At 64.4% G+C, this 17500-nt stretch carries 14 protein-coding genes; 8 read left to right on the forward strand and 6 right to left on the reverse strand.

The features are described from left to right. The first annotated feature begins 255 nt into the window (after positions 1 to 255). A complete protein-coding gene (gene lpxC / locus AC1Q5B_RS07205; protein WP_492631051.1) occupies positions 256 to 1170 on the forward strand; it encodes a UDP-3-O-acyl-N-acetylglucosamine deacetylase in 915 nt (304 codons plus the stop codon). 201 nt (positions 1171 to 1371) lie between these two features. Here the strand turns inward: lpxC and AC1Q5B_RS07210 are convergent, their stop codons facing one another. Beyond that, positions 1372 to 1839 (reverse strand): DciA family protein, encoded by a 468-nt coding sequence (locus AC1Q5B_RS07210; protein WP_492631052.1) that lies wholly within the window; start codon positions 1837 to 1839, stop codon positions 1372 to 1374. An 8-nt stretch (positions 1840 to 1847) separates the two neighbouring features. On the opposite strand from AC1Q5B_RS07210, the gene AC1Q5B_RS07215 reads away from it, so the two are divergent. The 3 genes from AC1Q5B_RS07215 to AC1Q5B_RS07225 all read left to right on the forward strand — a co-directional run bounded on the left by AC1Q5B_RS07215 (position 1848) and on the right by AC1Q5B_RS07225 (position 6784). Beyond that, positions 1848 to 2798: a peptidoglycan DD-metalloendopeptidase family protein gene (locus AC1Q5B_RS07215; protein WP_492631053.1), complete on the forward strand. Its 951-nt coding sequence runs from the start codon at positions 1848 to 1850 to the stop codon at positions 2796 to 2798. A 171-nt stretch (positions 2799 to 2969) separates the two neighbouring features. Then, positions 2970 to 5723, forward strand: coding sequence for a preprotein translocase subunit SecA (gene secA, locus AC1Q5B_RS07220; RefSeq protein WP_492631054.1), 2754 nt, complete (start codon positions 2970 to 2972; stop codon positions 5721 to 5723). A gap of 107 nt (positions 5724 to 5830) precedes the next feature. Continuing rightward, the gene (locus AC1Q5B_RS07225; protein WP_492631055.1) at positions 5831 to 6784 is read left to right on the forward strand and encodes a Nudix family hydrolase; all 954 of its coding nucleotides are present in this window, start codon (positions 5831 to 5833) and stop codon (positions 6782 to 6784) included. A 212-nt stretch (positions 6785 to 6996) separates the two neighbouring features. Here the strand turns inward: AC1Q5B_RS07225 and coaE are convergent, their stop codons facing one another. The 5 genes from coaE to AC1Q5B_RS07250 all read right to left on the reverse strand — a co-directional run bounded on the left by coaE (position 6997) and on the right by AC1Q5B_RS07250 (position 12107). Next, positions 6997 to 7614, reverse strand: a complete 618-nt coding sequence (gene coaE / locus AC1Q5B_RS07230) for a dephospho-CoA kinase (RefSeq protein ID WP_492631056.1) — start codon at positions 7612 to 7614, stop codon at positions 6997 to 6999. 45 nt (positions 7615 to 7659) lie between these two features. Next, positions 7660 to 8523 (reverse strand): prepilin peptidase, encoded by an 864-nt coding sequence (locus tag AC1Q5B_RS07235; RefSeq protein ID WP_492631057.1) that lies wholly within the window; start codon positions 8521 to 8523, stop codon positions 7660 to 7662. 7 nt (positions 8524 to 8530) lie between these two features. Next, entirely contained in the window at positions 8531 to 9793 is a 1263-nt protein-coding gene (locus AC1Q5B_RS07240) for a type II secretion system F family protein (protein WP_492631058.1), read from the reverse strand. A gap of 184 nt (positions 9794 to 9977) precedes the next feature. Then, on the reverse strand, positions 9978 to 11711 hold the full coding sequence (pilB, locus tag AC1Q5B_RS07245) for a type IV-A pilus assembly ATPase PilB (RefSeq protein WP_492631059.1): 1734 nt from the start codon (positions 11709 to 11711) through the stop codon (positions 9978 to 9980). Positions 11712 to 11804: 93 nt separating this feature from the next. Continuing rightward, entirely contained in the window at positions 11805 to 12107 is a 303-nt protein-coding gene (locus AC1Q5B_RS07250; protein WP_492631060.1) for a hypothetical protein, read from the reverse strand. 240 nt (positions 12108 to 12347) lie between these two features. Here AC1Q5B_RS07250 and AC1Q5B_RS07255 point away from each other — a divergent pair, with 240 nt between their 5' ends. The 4 genes from AC1Q5B_RS07255 (at position 12348) to AC1Q5B_RS07270 (ending at position 17499) form a co-directional block, all read left to right on the forward strand. Further along, positions 12348 to 13199: a glycosyltransferase family 2 protein gene (locus AC1Q5B_RS07255; RefSeq protein WP_492631061.1), complete on the forward strand. Its 852-nt coding sequence runs from the start codon at positions 12348 to 12350 to the stop codon at positions 13197 to 13199. A gap of 67 nt (positions 13200 to 13266) precedes the next feature. Next, entirely contained in the window at positions 13267 to 15186 is a 1920-nt protein-coding gene (locus AC1Q5B_RS07260) for a glycosyltransferase (protein ID WP_492631062.1), read from the forward strand. 13 nt (positions 15187 to 15199) lie between these two features. Then, the gene (locus tag AC1Q5B_RS07265) at positions 15200 to 16240 is read left to right on the forward strand and encodes a glycosyltransferase (RefSeq protein ID WP_492631063.1); all 1041 of its coding nucleotides are present in this window, start codon (positions 15200 to 15202) and stop codon (positions 16238 to 16240) included. Further along, entirely contained in the window at positions 16240 to 17499 is a 1260-nt protein-coding gene (locus AC1Q5B_RS07270; RefSeq protein ID WP_492631064.1) for a lipopolysaccharide biosynthesis protein, read from the forward strand. The genes AC1Q5B_RS07265 and AC1Q5B_RS07270 overlap by 1 nt, the downstream gene beginning before the upstream one ends. Position 17500: the final 1 nt, after the last annotated feature.

Consider the following 17500-nt stretch of genomic DNA (forward strand, 5'->3'; position numbering starts at 1 on the left):
GACGTTCGGTTGTGCGTCTTCGGTCTGCCCCCACCCCAGCCCTCCCCCGTAAACGGGGGGAGGGAGCAGACGTAGTGGTTGCACTGCCATGTCCCTTCGCTGCCGGACCTTCACCGGTCCGGCAGCCCTTTCCCGGCGGTCCTAGCAGACCGGTGTTGCAGGGGTGGGACAGACCGGTTCTTCCGTTAAGATTCAGTGGTCTGCGTGATATTCTCGCTGCCCGCTCAGGTTCCCCCCACCTGCGATCCCCCTTCGATGGCCCAGCAACGCACCCTCAAGAACGTTATCCGCGCGACGGGCGTGGGGCTGCACAGTGGCGAAAAGGTCTACATGACCCTGCGCCCGGCCCCGGTGGATACCGGCATCGTGTTCCGGCGCATCGATCTGGACCCGGTGGTGGAGATCCCCGCGAGCGCGGAACTGGTCACCGAGACCACGTTGTGCACCGGCCTGACCTGCGAAGGCGCGAAGGTGCAGACCGTCGAGCACCTGATGTCGGCGATGGCCGGCCTGGGCGTCGACAACGCCTATGTGGAACTGTCCTCGGCCGAGCTGCCGATCATGGACGGCTCGGCGGGTCCGTTCGTATTCCTCATCCAGTCCGCCGGCATCGCCGAGCAGGACGCGCCCAAGCGCTTCATCCGCATCATCCGCCCGGTGGAAGTGACCGAAGGCGACAAGGTGGCGCGCTTCGAGCCGTACGACGGCTTCAAGCTGGGCTTCACCGTCAAGTTCGACCACCCGATGATTCCGGCCTCGCAATCGCGGGCGGAGGTGGATTTTTCCACCGGCGCCTACGTGAAGGAGGTTGCCCGTGCGCGCACGTTCGGTTTCATGCGCGACCTGGAATACATGCGCGAACGCAACCTCGGCCTTGGCGGCTCGATGGACAACGCCATCGTGCTGGACGAGTTCCGGGTGTTGAACGAAGACGGCCTGCGCTATACGGACGAGTTCGTCCGCCACAAGATCCTCGATGCCATCGGCGATCTGTACCTGGCCGGCCGGCCGATCCTGGGCGCCTACGAAGGCTTCAAGTCGGGCCACGCGCTCAACAACAAGCTCGTCCGCGCCTTGCTCGCCGAGACCTCGGCCTGGGAAGAAGTGACCTTCGAGGACCGCACCACGCCGTCCCCGGTCACTTACGCAACACCGGCCCTGGCCGTCTGAGACGTCCGTCCCGCCGGGTCGGTGAATCCGTTGTCGCCCGGTTTCGCACCCCCGTCACGCGCGGGTGTGCGAAAGGTTACGCCTTGGCGAAAGTGTGATGCCGGTCAGGTAATTGGCCGGAAAATAACGCGCCCTTAACTTTCGACTAACGTTCCGATCAGCGGTGGCCGGTACCATGCCCCGTCCCTCGTGATGGCCGAGTCAATTTTTCCGCCGAGCACGATGACCGCCCCGAGGGGCGGGTGAACCGGCGGAGTCCGGTTCGGACAGGAGGTCGAGGGCCGCTTGCAGCCCTTTGCGGGACGCTTCCGATACGGGTACGACCGGGTTCTGCGCGGGCTTCACCAGCGGCGCGGGGCGCGTCTTGGCGGTGACTTCGGTGACCGCCAGTCCGATGGATTGGGCCACGTCGATCAATTCGGGTGCCGCCAGGCGAAGCCGGGCGTTCCACACGGGGGAGTCGACGATAAAAACGAGCCGCTTGCCCGCCACGTTCGCCAACCGGCAATGCGGCGCCAGGGCAGGCGGAAGGCAGGGGCGAAGCTGCTGTTCCAAGGCGTCGAGCCATAGGGCACGACGCACCGGGTCGGTGGCGGCATCCGTCAGGGCAGCCTGCAAGGCAGGTTGCGCGATGCCGGCGCGGCGCGGCTTGGACTTCGAATCAGACATCGGTATCTATGAGCTTTAAGACCATCGTAAACAATACGCGTACCTGGTGGGCCCATGCGTCCGCCCATGGTGCCTACCGCATCCGCCTCGCCTTCCACGCACGTCCGCTGGCCAGCGCCGCGGTGCTGGTCGCCGCCGGCCTGCTGGTCGGTGCGGCCGGCCGCAGTGCCGCCGGCATGGGCCAGGTCGCACTGCTGCAGGCCAAGGCCGAGCAGCGCGATGCGGAACTGGACCAGGTCCGGCGCGGCGCCCAGCAGGAAATCAACGCCATGGCCGCACGCCTGGGCGAGCTGCAGGCGCAGGCCAACCGCCTGAACGCCCTCGGCGAGCGCCTCACGCGCGTGGGCCAGCTGCAGGACGGCGAGTTCGACTTCAACGAACCTGTCGGCGTCGGCGGTAACGACGCGTCCTTCGACATGAAGCCGGCCGATCTGAAGGATGGCGTGGACAACCTGGAGCGGCAGTTCGCTGCCTCCGGCCGCCAGCTGTCGGTCCTGGAAGCGCTGCTGTTCAACCGCGAACTGGACAAGAACGCGACCCCGGGCCGCATGCCGATCGCGAACAGCTACATCACCTCGGGCTTCGGCGGTCGCGCCGATCCGTTCGGCGGCGGTGGCCAGAACCACAAGGGCATCGACTTCAAGGCGCGCGTGGGCGACCCCGTGCTGTCGGTGGCCGATGGCGTGGTGAGCTTCGCCGGCGTGAAGGGCGGCTACGGCAACGTCATCGACGTCGACCATGGCAACGGCTACGTCACCCGCTACGCGCACAACTCGCGCCTCAGTGTGCGCGCCGGCGATCTGGTCCGCGTAGGCCAGGAGGTGGCGAAGGCCGGTTCCACGGGCCGTTCGACGGGGGCGCACGTGCATTTCGAGGTGTGGGAGAACGGGCGCGTGGTCAATCCGCGCAAGTTCCTGGGCGAAGGCCCGACGCCGGTGGGGCAGATCACGCGCGGCTGATGCGCGCGGAACTCATCGGGGGCGGGGCGGTCTGACGGCCCGCCTTGATTCCCCGGGCGGCGCCCCAAGCTACAATACGGTGTTGCCAGACAGGGCGCCTTGCGCCCTGTTTCGTTTTGGGGCCGCACATGCTGCGCCGCCCCGGCGTCCTTTTCCTTTCCGGTTCCCTACATGATCAACAACCTGCTCACCCGTGTCTTCGGCAGCCGCAACGAGCGCCTGCTCAAGCAGCTGCACCGCACCGTCGACAAGATCAACGCGCTGGAAGCGGAGCTGCAGAAGCTCACCGACGAGCAGCTGAAGGCCAAGACGCCGGAGTTCCAGCAGCGCATCGCGGGTGGGGAGTCGCTCGACAAGATCCTTCCCGAAGCGTTCGCGGTCTGCCGTGAGGCCAGCCGCCGCGTGCTGGGCATGCGCCACTACGACGTCCAGTTGATCGGCGGCATGGTGCTGCACCTGGGCAAGATCGCCGAAATGCGCACCGGCGAGGGCAAGACGCTGGTCGCCACGCTGCCGACCTACCTCAATGCTTTGGAAGGCAAGGGCGTGCACGTGGTCACCGTGAACGACTACCTGGCGCGCCGCGACTCGGCCTGGATGGGCCGCCTGTACAACTGGCTGGGCCTGTCGGTGGGCGTCGTGTACCCGGGCATGCCGCACGGCGACAAGAGCGCCGCCTACGCCGCCGACATCACCTACGGCACCAACAACGAATTCGGCTTCGACTACCTGCGCGACAACATGGCGATGTCGCGCGCCGACCGCTTCCAGCGTGGCCTGCACTACGCCATCGTCGACGAAGTCGACTCCATCCTGATCGACGAGGCGCGCACCCCGCTGATCATTTCCGGCCCGGCCGACGAATCGCCGGAGCTGTACATCCGCGTCAACCGTATCGTGCCCCAGCTGATCAAGCAGGAGAGCGAAGAGGCCGAGGGCGACTACTGGGTCGATGAGAAGGGCAAGCAGGTCCACCTGTCCGAAGCGGGCATGGAGCATGCCGAGGAACTGCTGCTGCAGGCCGGCATCATCAGCGAAGAAGAACCGCTGTACGGCGCCAACAACCTGTCCGTCGTGCACCACCTCAACGCGGCCCTGCGCGCGCATGCCATCTACCAGCGCGACGTGGACTACATCGTGCGCGATGGCGAAGTGGTCATCGTCGACGAGTTCACCGGCCGCACGCTGGCGGGCCGGCGCTGGTCCGACGGCCTGCACCAGGCGGTCGAGGCGAAGGAAGGCGTGCCGGTGCAGCGCGAGAACCAGACGCTGGCCAGCGTGACGTTCCAGAACCTGTTCCGCATGTACAACAAGCTGTCCGGCATGACCGGCACGGCGGATACGGAAGCCTTCGAGTTCCAGAGCATCTACGGCCTGGAAGTCATCGTCATCCCGACCAACCGCCCGACCGTGCGCAAGGATTCGCCGGACCAGGTGTTCCTCAACCGCCAGGGCAAGTTCAAGGCGGTGCTGGCCGACATCCAGGACTGCTACCAGCGCGGCCAGCCGGTGCTGGTGGGCACCACCTCGATCGAGACGTCGGAGATGCTGTCCGACTTCCTCAACAAGGCCGGCGTGCCGCACGAAGTGCTCAACGCCAAGCAGCACGAGCGTGAAGCGCACATCGTCGCGCAGGCGGGTCGTCCGGGCGCGATCACCATCGCCACCAACATGGCTGGCCGCGGTACCGACATCGTGCTGGGCGGTTCGCTGGAAGCCGAATACGAAGCGCTGGGCGAAGACGCCGACGACGCGGCGCGGGCAGCGGTAAAGGCGGAATGGCAGCAGCGCCACGACGCCGTAAAGGCCGCCGGCGGCCTGCACATCGTCGGCACCGAGCGCCACGAATCGCGCCGCATCGACAACCAGCTGCGTGGCCGTTCCGGCCGCCAGGGCGACCCGGGCTCGTCCCGCTTCTACCTGTCGCTGGAAGACAACCTGATGCGCATCTTCGCCTCGGACTGGGTCCAGAAGGCGATGAAGCTGATCGGCATGAAGGAAGACGACGTCATCGAGGACAAGCTGGTCAGCCGGCAGATCGAGAAGGCACAGCGCAAGGTGGAAGCGCACAACTTCGACATCCGCAAGAACCTGCTGGACTTCGACGACGTCAACAACGACCAGCGCAAGGTGATCTACGCCCAGCGCGACGAGCTGCTCGACGCCGAATCGGTGAAGGACAACATCGACGGCATCCGCGGCGACGTGGTCGCCGAAACGGTCGCCCGCTTCGTGCCGCCCAACTCGGTCGACGACCAGTGGGACCTGCGTGGGCTGGAAAGCGAGCTGGGCGAGGAGATGGGGGCGGAAATCCCCGTGAGCCGCTGGCGCGAGGAGGCCGAGGAACTCGATGCCGAGACCATCGAGCGCCGCGTGCAGGACGCCATGGACCAGCACTTCGCCGACAAGGAAGCCGCGATCGGCGGCGAGACCATGCGTGCGCTGGAAAAGCACATCATGCTGACCGTGCTCGACAAGAACTGGAAGGAGCACCTGGCGCGCATGGATTACCTCCGGCAGGGCATCCACCTGCGCGGCTACGCGCAGAAGCAGCCCAAGCAGGAGTACAAGAAGGAAGCCTTCGAGCTGTTCTCCAGCATGCTGGAGCGGGTGAAGAGCGAAGTGGTCACCCTGCTGTCGCGCGTGCGCATCCGCAGCGAGGAGGAAGTCGCCGCGCTCGAAGCGCAGGAGCGCGCGCTGGCCGAGGCACAGGCCCGGCAGATGCAGTTCCAGCACCAGGATGCCGGCGGTTACGGCGCCGACGAGGAAGCCGAAGAGGCCCAGCGCCTCGCGGCCGCGCAGGGCGGCTACGTGCAGTCCGGCCCGATCCCGGCGCACCGCGATGCCCCCAAGGTCGGCCGCAACGATCCCTGCCCCTGCGGCAGCGGCAAGAAGTTCAAGCACTGCCACGGCCAGCTGGCCTGACGCCTCGCCGCACTCTCTGACGGGAAAAGCCGCGCCCTGCGCGGCTTTTCCTTTGTGGCGGGCAGGACTATTTGCGTCTACCGGCCGGTTGCCGGCAAGCTTCTTCCATGTCCATTCCGTTGCGCTCGATCCATGTCATGGCCGCCGTCATCACCGACGCGCGGGGCCGCATCCTGCTCGCCCGCCGTACGGAGGGACGTGACTTGGCCGGACGCTGGGAGTTTCCCGGCGGCAAGCAGGAGCCCGGCGAAAGCCCGGAAGACGCACTGGTGCGCGAACTGCGCGAGGAGCTCGGCATCGAGGCCCGCGTAAGCGACCACATCATCAGCGTGCCGCAGCAGTACCCCGACAAGCGCCTGTGCCTCGAAGTGCGGCAGCTTGCGGGTTGGACCGGCACGCCGCGCGGCCACGAAGGCCAGGCGCTGGCCTGGGTCGCGCCCGACAAGCTGATGCGCTACGACATGCCACCCGCCGACCGGCCGGTGGTGGCGGCGCTGCTGCAGCCCGATCGCTATCTGGTCACGCCGGAACCGGAAGACCAGCGGGTCTGGCTCGCTTCGCTGGCGGCGGCGCTGTCGCGGGGCATGCGTCGCGTGCACGTGCGTGCGCGCAGCCTGTCGGGTGACGCGTGGCGGGCGCTGGCAGGCCAGGCGGTCGCGTGCTGCCGGGAGGCGGGCGCGGACGTACTGCTCAATGGCGACATCGACCTGGCGCGCGAACTGCAGGTCGGCGTCCACCTGCGCGCCACGCAACTCGCCGAACTGACGGCGAGGCCGCTGCCTGACGGCCTGGCGGTCGCCGCGTCCTGCCATACCGCCACCGACCTGCAACAGGCGGAAGCCCTGGGCTGCGACTTCGCGGTCGTCGGCAGCGTCCATCCGACCCCCAGCCACCCCGACGGCGAACCGCTCGGTTGGCCGGGCTTCGCCCGCCTGCGCGAAGGCGTGTCGCTGCCGATCTACGCCATCGGCGGCATGACGACCGCGGACATCGATGCGGCACGCCGGCATGGCGCCCAGGGCATCGCGGCGATCCGGGGTCTTTGGCCAGCCACGGGTTGAGAAGCGCCTCACGCGACGTGGCGCCGAGCTTGCTCGGCTCCGCGATGCATGATCACCGGGCCAGCGGAGCAAGCTCCGCTCTACGAGGCGGAATCGCGGCGATCCCTGGCCTTTGGCCGGCCACGGTTCGGGAAGCGCCTTCGCCGATGTAGAGCCGAGCTTGCTCGGCTCCGTGATGCCATAGCCAATGGGCCAGCGGAGCAAGCTCCGCTCTACGGGGTGGCAGCAGCCAAGGCCAGGTACTGCCGGTGCAGCGCGTCGGCCGCGTGTTGCAGGTGGTCTATATCGCCGTCGTTGACGACGATGTCGTCGGCCAGCGCGAGCCGGTCGGCACGCGAGGCCTGGGCGGCCATCATCTGCTCCGCCAGCGTTGCGTCGATGCCGTCGCGCTGCATCAGCCGTGCCTTCTGCACGGCGACCGGTGTGTCGACCACCAGGATACGGTGCAGCCAGGGATAGTGGGTGCGACCACCGCCTTCGGCCAGCAGGGGGATCACCCCGATGGCGTAAGGACTCGCCGCAGTCCGGCAGATCGCCTCCAGCCGCGTGCGGATGGCGGGATGCAGGATCGCCTCCAGCGCGCGACGTTCGTCCTCGTTGCCGAACACGCGCCGGCGTAGCGCCGCGCGGTCGAGCTGACCGTCCGCCTGCAGCACCTCACGTCCAAACCGCTCCGCCACGGCGGCCAACGCGGCCGTGCCCGGTTGCACCACCTCACGCGCCAGCAGGTCGGCGTCGGCCACCACGATGCCGTGCGCGGCGAAGGCCTTCTCCAGCGCGCTCTTGCCCGAGGCGATACCGCCGGTCAGTCCGATGAAGTAGTCGCTCATGGGCGGATTATGGGACAGGGCACGCGGACCTCGCCCGGCGCCGACTTACTTCAGTCCGGCGATGCGCAGATACCAATCTACGATCTGCTGGCCCCAGAAGAAGACGATCCAGCCGGCAATGGCCAGATAGGGGCCGAACGGAATCGGGGTCGCGCGGTCGCGTCCCTTGACGGCCAGCCAGATCGAGCCGACCACCGCCCCCACCAGCGACGAGAACAGGATGATCGGCAGCACACCGCTCAGACCGACCCAGGCGCCCAGCGCCGCCAGCAGCTTGAAGTCGCCGCGGCCCATGCCTTCCTTGCCGGTGATCTGCTTGAACAGCCACCACACCAGCCACAGCGATACATAGCCGGCGATCGCGCCCAGCAGGGCAGGCTTGGCCGGCATGTAGAGGTTGTCGAGGCTGCCGATCAGGCCCAGCCACATCAGCGGCAGGGTGAGCTGGTCGGGCAGCAGCCGCGTGCGCAGGTCGATGCCGCTCAGCGCCACCAGATAGCAACTCAGCAGCGCGGCACCGAAGCCCTGCCAGCCGAAGCCGAACCGCCACACCGACGCCACCGCCAGCAAGGCGGTCAGCAGTTCGACGAGCGGATACTGAGGCGAGATCGGCGCCTTGCAATGCCGGCACTTGCCGCGCAGGACCAGCCAGCTGAACAGCGGAATGTTCTCGTACCAGGACAGCGCGGTCTTGCAGTGCGGGCAATGCGAGCGCTCGACCACGATGCCCGGCGGTGGCGGATCGTAGAGCTCCGGCTCCTCCAGCACCTCGCGCGCGTCGCGCTTCCACTCCCATTCCAGCCGCCGCGGCAGCCGCAGGATCACCACGTTGAGGAAGCTGCCCACCAGCAGGCCGAGGCCTGCCACCACCGGGTACCCCAGTTCGGGGTGCTGATCGAGGAATGCCACTAGTTAATTAACCGGCTACCGTGGCCGCGACCTTGAAGATCGGCAGGTACAACGCCACCACCAGGCCGCCCACCAGCACGCCGATGATCACCATGATGAAGGGTTCGATCAGGCTGGACAGCGCGTCCACGGCGTTGTTGACCTCCTGCTCGTAGTACTCGGCGACCTTGAACAGCATGTTGTCCAGGGCGCCGGCCTCTTCGCCGATCGCCGTCATCTGCACCACCATGTGCGGGAACTGCTGCGTCTGCTTCATCGCCATGTTCAGCGGATAGCCGACCGAGACGTCGTCGCGCATGCGGTGCACGGCCTTCTCGTACACCGAATTGCCGGTGGCGCCTGCCACCGTATCCAGGGCTTCCACCAGGGGCACGCCGGCCTTGAAGGTCACGGCCGTCGTACGGGCGAAACGCGCGATCGACGAGTTGTGCATGATCTGGCCGATCACGGGCACGCGCAGGATCAACCGGTCGACCGCATGCTGGAAGGCCGGCGATCGCTTGAACATGTACATGCCCAGGAAGCCCGCACCCACCACCAGGGCGAGGATCAGCCACCACCAGCTGACCATGAACCGGGACAAGCCAATGACCATCTGGGTGAAGTAGGGCAGTTCGGTGCCGAAGCTCGCGAACGTTTCCTCGAACGTCGGGACCACGAAGATCAGGATCACCGCGCAGACCAGGATCGCGACGGCGATCACGGCGGTCGGGTAGAACAGCGCCTTCTTGATCTTGCCCTTCAGCGCTTCCAGGTTTTCCTTGTAGCTGGCGATGGTCTCGAGCACGGTCTCGAGGACACCGGCCGATTCGCCGGCGCGCACCAGGTTGCGGTACAGCTCGTCGAACTGGACAGGATGCTTGCTGATCGCCTCGTACAGCGACGAACCGCCTTCGATATCGAAGCGGATCTGCTGCACCATCTTGCCCATGCGCGGATTCTTCTGGCCGCCTTCGATGATCTCCAGCGAAGACACCATCGGTACGCCGGACTTCATCATCGTCGCCAGCTGACGGCTGAAGAACGCGACCTCCTTCGCGGAGATGGTCTTGCCTGCCGCGCCGAACAGCGGTTTCGGCTTCACCTTGACCACGCTCGGCGTGATGCCCTGCTTGCGCAACTCGGCGCGCAGGAAGTTGGCGTTCTTGGACGACTGCTCGCCCTTCATCTTGACGCCGCGCTTGTCGGTGCCTTCCCAGACGAACAGGTTCAGCGGATTCTCGCGCGTGGGCGCGCTGGCAGTCTTAGCGGCGGAACGGGTCACGGCCATCGGTAGTCCCCTGTCCGGATTTCCCCACCCGGACTGTCAATGCCGCATGGTAGCCGGTTATCGGCCCAATGGAAGCGGCCCGCCTGTGACGGGGGCCGGGTTTCAGGAACACGCCCTGCATGCCGCGGACTCCGGCGCCATCGCAGGCGCCCGATGCCATCACGAGGCGGAGCGGGTGTCCGCGTCAATCCTTGGTCACGCGGTTGATCTCGGCCAGGCTGGTGATGCCGTTGCGCACTTTCAGCAGCGCGGACTGGCGCAGGTCGCGGATGCCGGCTTTCTGGGCGACTTCGGCGATCTGCAGGGCGTTGCCGCCTTCCAGCACGATCTCCTGGATCGCTTCGCTCATCGGCATGACCTGGTAGATGCCGGTGCGTCCCTTGTAGCCGCTGGTGCACTCATCGCAGCCGACGGCTTCGTAGACGGTGAAGCCGCTCGCGATCTCCGCCTCGGTGAATCCCTCGGCGAGCAGCGCCTGCGGCGGCAACTGCGCCGGGCGCTTGCACTTGGGGCACAGCCGGCGCGCCAGGCGCTGGGCGATGACCAGGGTGACCGAACTGGTGATGTTGTAGGGCGCGATGCCCATGTTCATCAGGCGCGCGATGGTCTGGGGCGCATCGTTGGTATGCAGGGTGGACAGCACCATGTGGCCGGTCTGGGCCGCCTTGATGGCGATCTCGGCGGTTTCCAGGTCGCGGATTTCGCCGACCATGATGATGTCGGGATCCTGGCGCAGGAAGCTGCGCAGCGCGGCGGCGAAGGTCATGCCGCGGCGGTTGTTCTGCTGGACCTGGTTGACGCCCGGCAGGCGGATTTCCACCGGATCTTCCGCCGTGGAGATGTTACGGGTCTCGTCGTTCAGGATGCCCAGCGCGGTGTACAGCGACACCGTCTTGCCCGAGCCGGTCGGACCGGTCACCAGCACCATGCCGTAGGGCTTGTGGATCGCCTCTTCGAACAGTTGCTGCTGGTCGGGCTCGTAGCCCAGCTTGTCGATGCCGAGCTTGGCCGCGCTGCCGTCCAGGATACGCAGCACGATCTTCTCGCCGAACAGCGTGGGCAGGGTGCTGACGCGGAAGTCGATCTGCTTGGTCTTGGACAGGTTCAACTTGATGCGGCCGTCCTGCGGCACCCGCTTTTCGGCGATGTCCAGCTGCGACATCACCTTCAGGCGGGCCGCGATGCGGTCCTTCAGCTTGGTCGGCGCCTTGGCCACCTGCTTGAGGATGCCGTCGATGCGCAGGCGGACGCGGTAGTCGGTTTCGTAGGGTTCGAAGTGGATGTCCGAGGCGCCGCGCTTGATCGCGTCCACCAGCACCTTGTTGACGAACTTGACCACCGGGGTGTCGTCGCCCTTCGCGTCCACGGCGTTGTCGCCGCCGGCTTCATCGTCGCCCGCGTCGACATCCAGATTCTCCAGGCCGTCGTCGTCGTCGCCGAAGCCACCTCCCATACTGGAGGCGGCATTCTGCCACTGGTCCAGCGTGCGCTTCAGCTGGTCCTCGTCCACCAGGATCGGTTCGACGATCAGGTTGGTGTGGAACTTGATCTCGTCCAGCGCCGAATGGCTGCGGGTGGGGTCCGACACGCCGACGAACAGCTTGCCGCCGCGCTTGAACAGCGGCAGCACCTGATGCTTCTGTACCAGTTCCTCGCTGACCAGCTTGAGCGCGTTGTGCGTGGGGTCGAAAGCCGAGGCGTCCAGCAGCGACATGCCGAATTCCATGGCATTGGCGGCCGCCAGTTGCGGCGCCGTGACCAACCGCTTCTCGGCGATCCATTGCGGCAGCGGCACCTTGGCTTCGGTGGCGTTGGCCATCGCGGTGCGGGCGATGGTCTCGTCCAGCGCGCCGTCCTGCACGAGGCGGCGTGCCAGGCCGGTGATGCCGACGAGGTTGGCGGAGGCGACTGCGTTCATGGGGATATCCGGAGAAGCGATGCTTCGTACATTAAAGCAAGATCCGGGCCTGCTCGTCGGCTTTGGCGACCGACAGGAGCGGCAAACTGCGAACTACAAACTGCATGCGCCCCCATGCACCAGGTCGCAGGTGACGGTGCCGGTGCCTGGCGTAGTCGGGGAGGCCGTGAACGAAGTGGCGGCGGCGGCGGGTGTGGCGATGGCCTGGCACCGGCCCGGCTGGTGAGCCGGAACGGTGTACTCGCCCGCCATGGCCGATACGACGCGCTTCGCATAGGCCTCGGCTTCGCCCAGGCAGGCGGTATCGGCCGACCGTACGATGAAAGCGCGGTACGCGGGAAGCGCAATCGCCACCAGGATGGCGATGATGGCCACCACAATCATCAGTTCGATCAACGTGAATCCACGCATGTCGCGGTGCATAGCGCCTACCAGGCAGGTCTCATCGCCGTGACAGAAGCAAGGAACACGCCAGATCGTGGGCGGAAGCCACCGGGGGGCGTCCGGGAACGTCAAAATGTGACCGGTGGCGTCATTGTCGCGGTGGTGGTGATGCTGATCCGGCTTCGACCAAAGCGCCGCCACGCTTTCTCAACACGGTCCGTCGGGCTAACCTAAGCCGAAAGGGGACCAAACATGACCATTTCCGTCATCCTGCCTGCCAAGAATGAGGCTGGTGGCCTGGGCAGGACGTTGCCTGCGCTGATCGCCTGCATGCCCGATGCCGAAATCATCGTGGTGGACGACGGGTCGACGGATGAGACCGCCGCCGTTGCGGCGGCGCATGGCGCGATGGTCCTGTCTTCGCCTTATTCGATGGGCAATGGGGCCGCCATCAAGCGCGGCGCCCGTGCGGCGAAGGGCGACATCCTCGTTTTCATGGATGCGGACGGCCAGCACGACCCCGCCTGCATCGATGCCCTGCGGGTGAAGCTCGGCGAGGGCTATGACATGGTGGTCGGCGCACGCGACTGGTCGGGGCAGGCCGGCGTGCACCGGGGGGCGGCGAACGCCTTCTACAACTGGCTGGCCAGCCGCATGACCGGCTTCGACGTAAAGGATCTGACGTCGGGCTTCCGCGTGGTAAGGGCCGCCAAGTTCCGTGAGTTCATCCATCTGCTGCCCAACGGGTTCAGCTATCCGACCACCAGCACCATGGCGTTCTTCCGCAGCGCCTATCCCGTCGCCTACATGCCGATTCCCGTGGCGAAGCGGCTTGGCAAGAGCCACATCAGGCCGCTGCGCGATGGCATCCGGTTCCTGCTGATCATCTTCAAGATCGCCACGCTGTACTCGCCGCTCAAGCTGTTCGCCCCGACAGCGGGCGTATTCTTCCTTACGGCGCTAGGCTACTACGCTTACACCTTTGCCACACAGGGGCGTTTTACCAACATGAGCGCTCTGCTTTTCAGTGCATCGGTCATCGTGTTCCTGATCGGTCTTGTGTCCGAGCAGATCACTGCCTTGACCTACAGAAGAGACGATTGATCGTAATGTCGCCCATGCATGTCTCTTCAGTAGGCGATCGCTTGGTTGTCGGCGTCGTGCATCGGCCATGACGGACACGAAGGCCCGCCGACAGAAGGTAATGCTGGTGTCGCGTAACATGCCGCCACTGTTGGGCGGTATGGAGCGGCTGAACTGGCATACCGCGGCCGAGCTTGCTTTGGCGCACGACGTACTGGTCGTCGGTCCCGAAGGATGTGCCGCGCTGGCGCCTACTAATGTCGAGACAATTGAAGTCCCATTACAGCCGGTCTGGAAGTTTCTATTGGCGGCCTTGCGCATTGCACGGCGTGAGGCTTTGCGCTGGAAGCCGGATGTCATCTTGGCTGGCAGCGGTCTCACTGCACCCATCGCATACCTTGCAGCCAAGACATGTGGTGCACGCACCGCAGTCTACGTGCATGGCTTGGACATCGTTGTCGACCATCCCCTGTACCGCTGGGTGTGGCTTCCGATATTGCGAAGGCTCGACAGCGCGATCGCGAACAGCGCCAATACGGCGGATCTGGCGCGACGCGCCGGCGTAGCTGGGGGGCGCATTAGCATCGTCCATCCGGGTACAAGCCTGGCGCCGATGCAGGCAATGCCCGCTCGCCAGCCAGTTACGGCGCCTAATTCTGCGGGGGCGGTCATCCTTTTGAGTATCGGCCGGCTTACCGAGCGCAAAGGTCTGGCGCAGTTCATCGCTTATGCCCTGCCCCGGATCGTTGCTGAGCATCCGTCCGCACGTCTGGTAATCGTGGGCGACGATGCACCCAATGCCTTGCGCAAGGGCGCATCGGACCCGGCCGCCGCCCTGCTTGCGGCGATCGAGTCTGCAGGCATGCAGGGACATGTGAATCGCCTGGGAGCCTGCAGCGATGACGAACTGACCCAAGCGTATGAGCGCGCCGCTGTGCACGTGTTTCCGGTACGGCACGTGCCTGGGGATGTGGAAGGCTTTGGCATGGTGGCGATTGAGGCCGCCGCGCACGGATTGCCCACCGTCGCGTTCGCCGTGGGTGGGGTGCCCGATGCGGTGTCCGATGGCGTCAGTGGCTATCTCATCAGTCCAGGGGACTACGCGGCATTCGCCGACCACGTCAATCGCATTTTGGCCGGCAGCGATGATGCATTGAGAACAGGCAGCCGCCAGTTCGCCCGCGAATTCGCATGGGAAAAGTTCGGAGAGCGTCTCCGCGCCGTGCTCGCGACTCCTCCGGGGCGCGATGCCGGTGGTGGCGGGCGCCAAGGGCACGCGGTGCTGGATCTGGGAAGTCGGGCAGCGAAAGCGAAGAAGATCGAAGTTCTGCTAGGACTCGCGCCCGGAAGTCCACTACGCCTGCTCGAGGTGGGCACCGGCTCCGGCGGCATAGCGCACTATTTCGGCGCCCACCCCGTCTTAGATATAGATGTGGAGGCGGTGGATGTCCAAGACGCCCGGCAGATCTTCGAGGGCTACCGCTTTACCCGGGTGGATGGGGTGGAGCTGCCTTTTCCGGATGAATATTTCGACGTGGTCATCAGCAACCATGTGATCGAACATGTCGGCGATGCAGCGGTGCAGGCCGCGCACCTCGCTGAACTACGGCGAGTGCTGCGTCCTGGTGGAGTCGGCTACCTGGCAGTTCCCAATCGTTGGATGTTGATAGAGCCGCACTATCGCCTAGTATTCCTGAGTTGGCTGCCACACAGCTGGCGCACCCCGTATCTGAAGTTCTCAGGCAAGGGCCAGCATTACGATTGCGAACCCCTGGAGATGCGACAACTGGAGCGTATGCTGTCCTTTTCAGGACTGGCGCATGACAACCTGTGCGTCAAAGCTTGGCGCGTCACATTCGAAATAGAGCGTGCAGACGGCGTGGGGGGGCAGTTGCTCTCCATGCTGCCCGATAAATTTCTGGGTCTACTCAGGCCGATCATTCCTACGCTTATCTACCGGATTCAGCGTAAAAGCACTCCGGTCGATCACCTCAGCCCGACGCGATAGTTTCAAGGTTGGCATGACGCAGGACGACACACTAGAAGTATGTGATCCGCAAAGGCTCGTCACGAGCCCGCTGGTCAGCGTGCTGATGATTACCTATAACCATGCCGAATATTTGGCTGAAGCTATCGAGAGCGTAGTTGGCCAGAAGTGCGACTTTCCGTTCGAACTCATCGTCGGAGAGGATGCCTCTAGTGACGCGACGCGAAGGATAGCTCTCGATTACCAGCGTCGTTACCCTGATATCGTCCGTGTCGTGTATTCACAGAGCAACGTCGGCATGAATGCGAATGCGCTCCGCATCTTCTCACGGGCGAGGGGAGAATACGTAGCTTATTGCGAAGGTGACGATTTCTGGTCACTACAGGACAAGCTAGCAAAACAGGTTGCACTGATAGAAAGCGATCAGGCAGTTGGAATTGTCCACACAGACTGGACGCGGGCCTCCCTGAAGAAGGGGCGCTGGCACTATGATATTGAAAGATCAGCTCATGCGAGAGTTCCGTCAATCTACTTGAGCGGGTACCTCTTTCAGACGTGGCACTATCCGAAAATTCTAAGGACGTGCACGCTTCTTCTTCGTCGAAGGACCATGAGTGATTGGTATCAATCCGGAATTATGGATGATCAGTACCTTTTCGGTGACAGTGTGCTCTCAGCTTGGGTGACTTCGCTCTGGAAGGTCGCCTACATCCCGGCGGTAACGGCGGTGTACAGAGTGAGTCCGAACTCCGCATTGCGATCGGGTGCGAAGTCGCGTGTGCTGTTCTACAGGTCTGCCCTGCAGTTCGATACGGCGGCAAGGCTGTTCTTTGCTAATAGCGCCGACTATCCATCCGGCTATCGCTGGGAATCCTCAATAGGTCTTTTGTTATGGGGGGCGCGCGCGTGCGACGGGAGCGCAATCAGGTTCGCGCTCGTTGATCTTCGCAGGCACTTCGCCATTTCGGACTTTTTTGCTACAGCATTGAAGGCCGTTGCCATGCGGCTGCCCAGCATTAGGCGCCAGCGCCGCGATAGCTGCGGGTCAGTGTCGCTTCGATCATCGGAGCCCTAATGGCAAAGTGGTCGGGCCAGCTGTTAATCGCGTACAAGCCAGGGCGACTGGGGAAAAACACTCTGCTGGGTACCGCAGGGCTTGGAGCACGGGCGATCATTCAGGCGACATACCTGCTGATCGTCTCGCGTTGGCTGGGGGCGGAAGGCTATGGTCTCTTTTCGGGATCCGTCGCGCTTGTAATCGTTGCTGCTCCACTCGCCAACTGGGGTGGCTCGCTGTTGCTTATGCATTACATCAGTCGGGACCGCGATGCCGCTCGTGGAATATGGGCGACAGTACTTGTGCAAACCGGTGTGATGGGAGGGCTATTGGTATGTCTAGCTTTGGTGGCTTCCGCCGTGCTAATCCAGCAGCGGCTTTCACTCACCGCCATGCTATTACTTGCTATTTCGGAGTTGCTCGTACTTCCCGCAGTCCATCTGGCGACGAGTCTCTGCTATGCAACGGAGCGTGGCATGGCATCGGCAGTGGTGATGTGCCTGGTGCCACTTGGAAGAGCTCTAGCGATGATGGGTTTCATCGCGGTTGGATTTCAGGGTGTCGCAGAGTTTGCGGCATTGGCGCACTTCGTGGGATCTGTGGCAGGCCTCTTGGCCGCTGTAGGGATTGTTGCCGCCCTAGTTGGGCTGCCCGAATGGCGGTCGCGTCTGGCATTGCTTGACGGTATGCGCAAAGGTACCGCTTTCGCAATCAGCAGTATGGCGGGTGTCAGCTATCAGGAAGTGGATAAGGTACTGATGCTGCAAAACCTTGGGGCAGCGATCGTGGGGCCATATACCGTGGCATTCCGCGTTGCCAGCATATTTCTTATGCCGGTAACGGCTCTAGTCAGCGCTGGCCTTCCACGTTTGATGTTGTATGCCGGCAGTGACAATGGCATGCGAACTTATCGGGCGATGTTGTTATGCGGTGTCGGCTACGGCTTGCTGGTGGGCGCAGGTGTGGTATCGGTGGCTCATTGGCTTCCCAGAGTATTCGGCAGTGACTATGCACCAGCTATCCATTGGCTCATTCTGCTGGCGCCGTGGCCCGTGCTATTCGCCCTTCGCCATTGCATGGCTGCGCGGCTGACTGCATGTGGTCGGCAGGCAGCACGCACTTGCATTGAGGTGGTGGGTCTGGGTGTGGTGGTGGTGTTGAACGTCGTGCTACTGCCACGCATGGGTGTGGGAGCGGCAGTGCTTGCGCTTCTGATGGCGGAAATACTGGTCGCAGCAAGTATGTGGCTGACAATAGCCCGTCGAGTTTCATTCTGAA

It is taken from the genome of Pseudoxanthomonas sp. GW835-FHT14C01 (genome assembly GCF_058793715.1).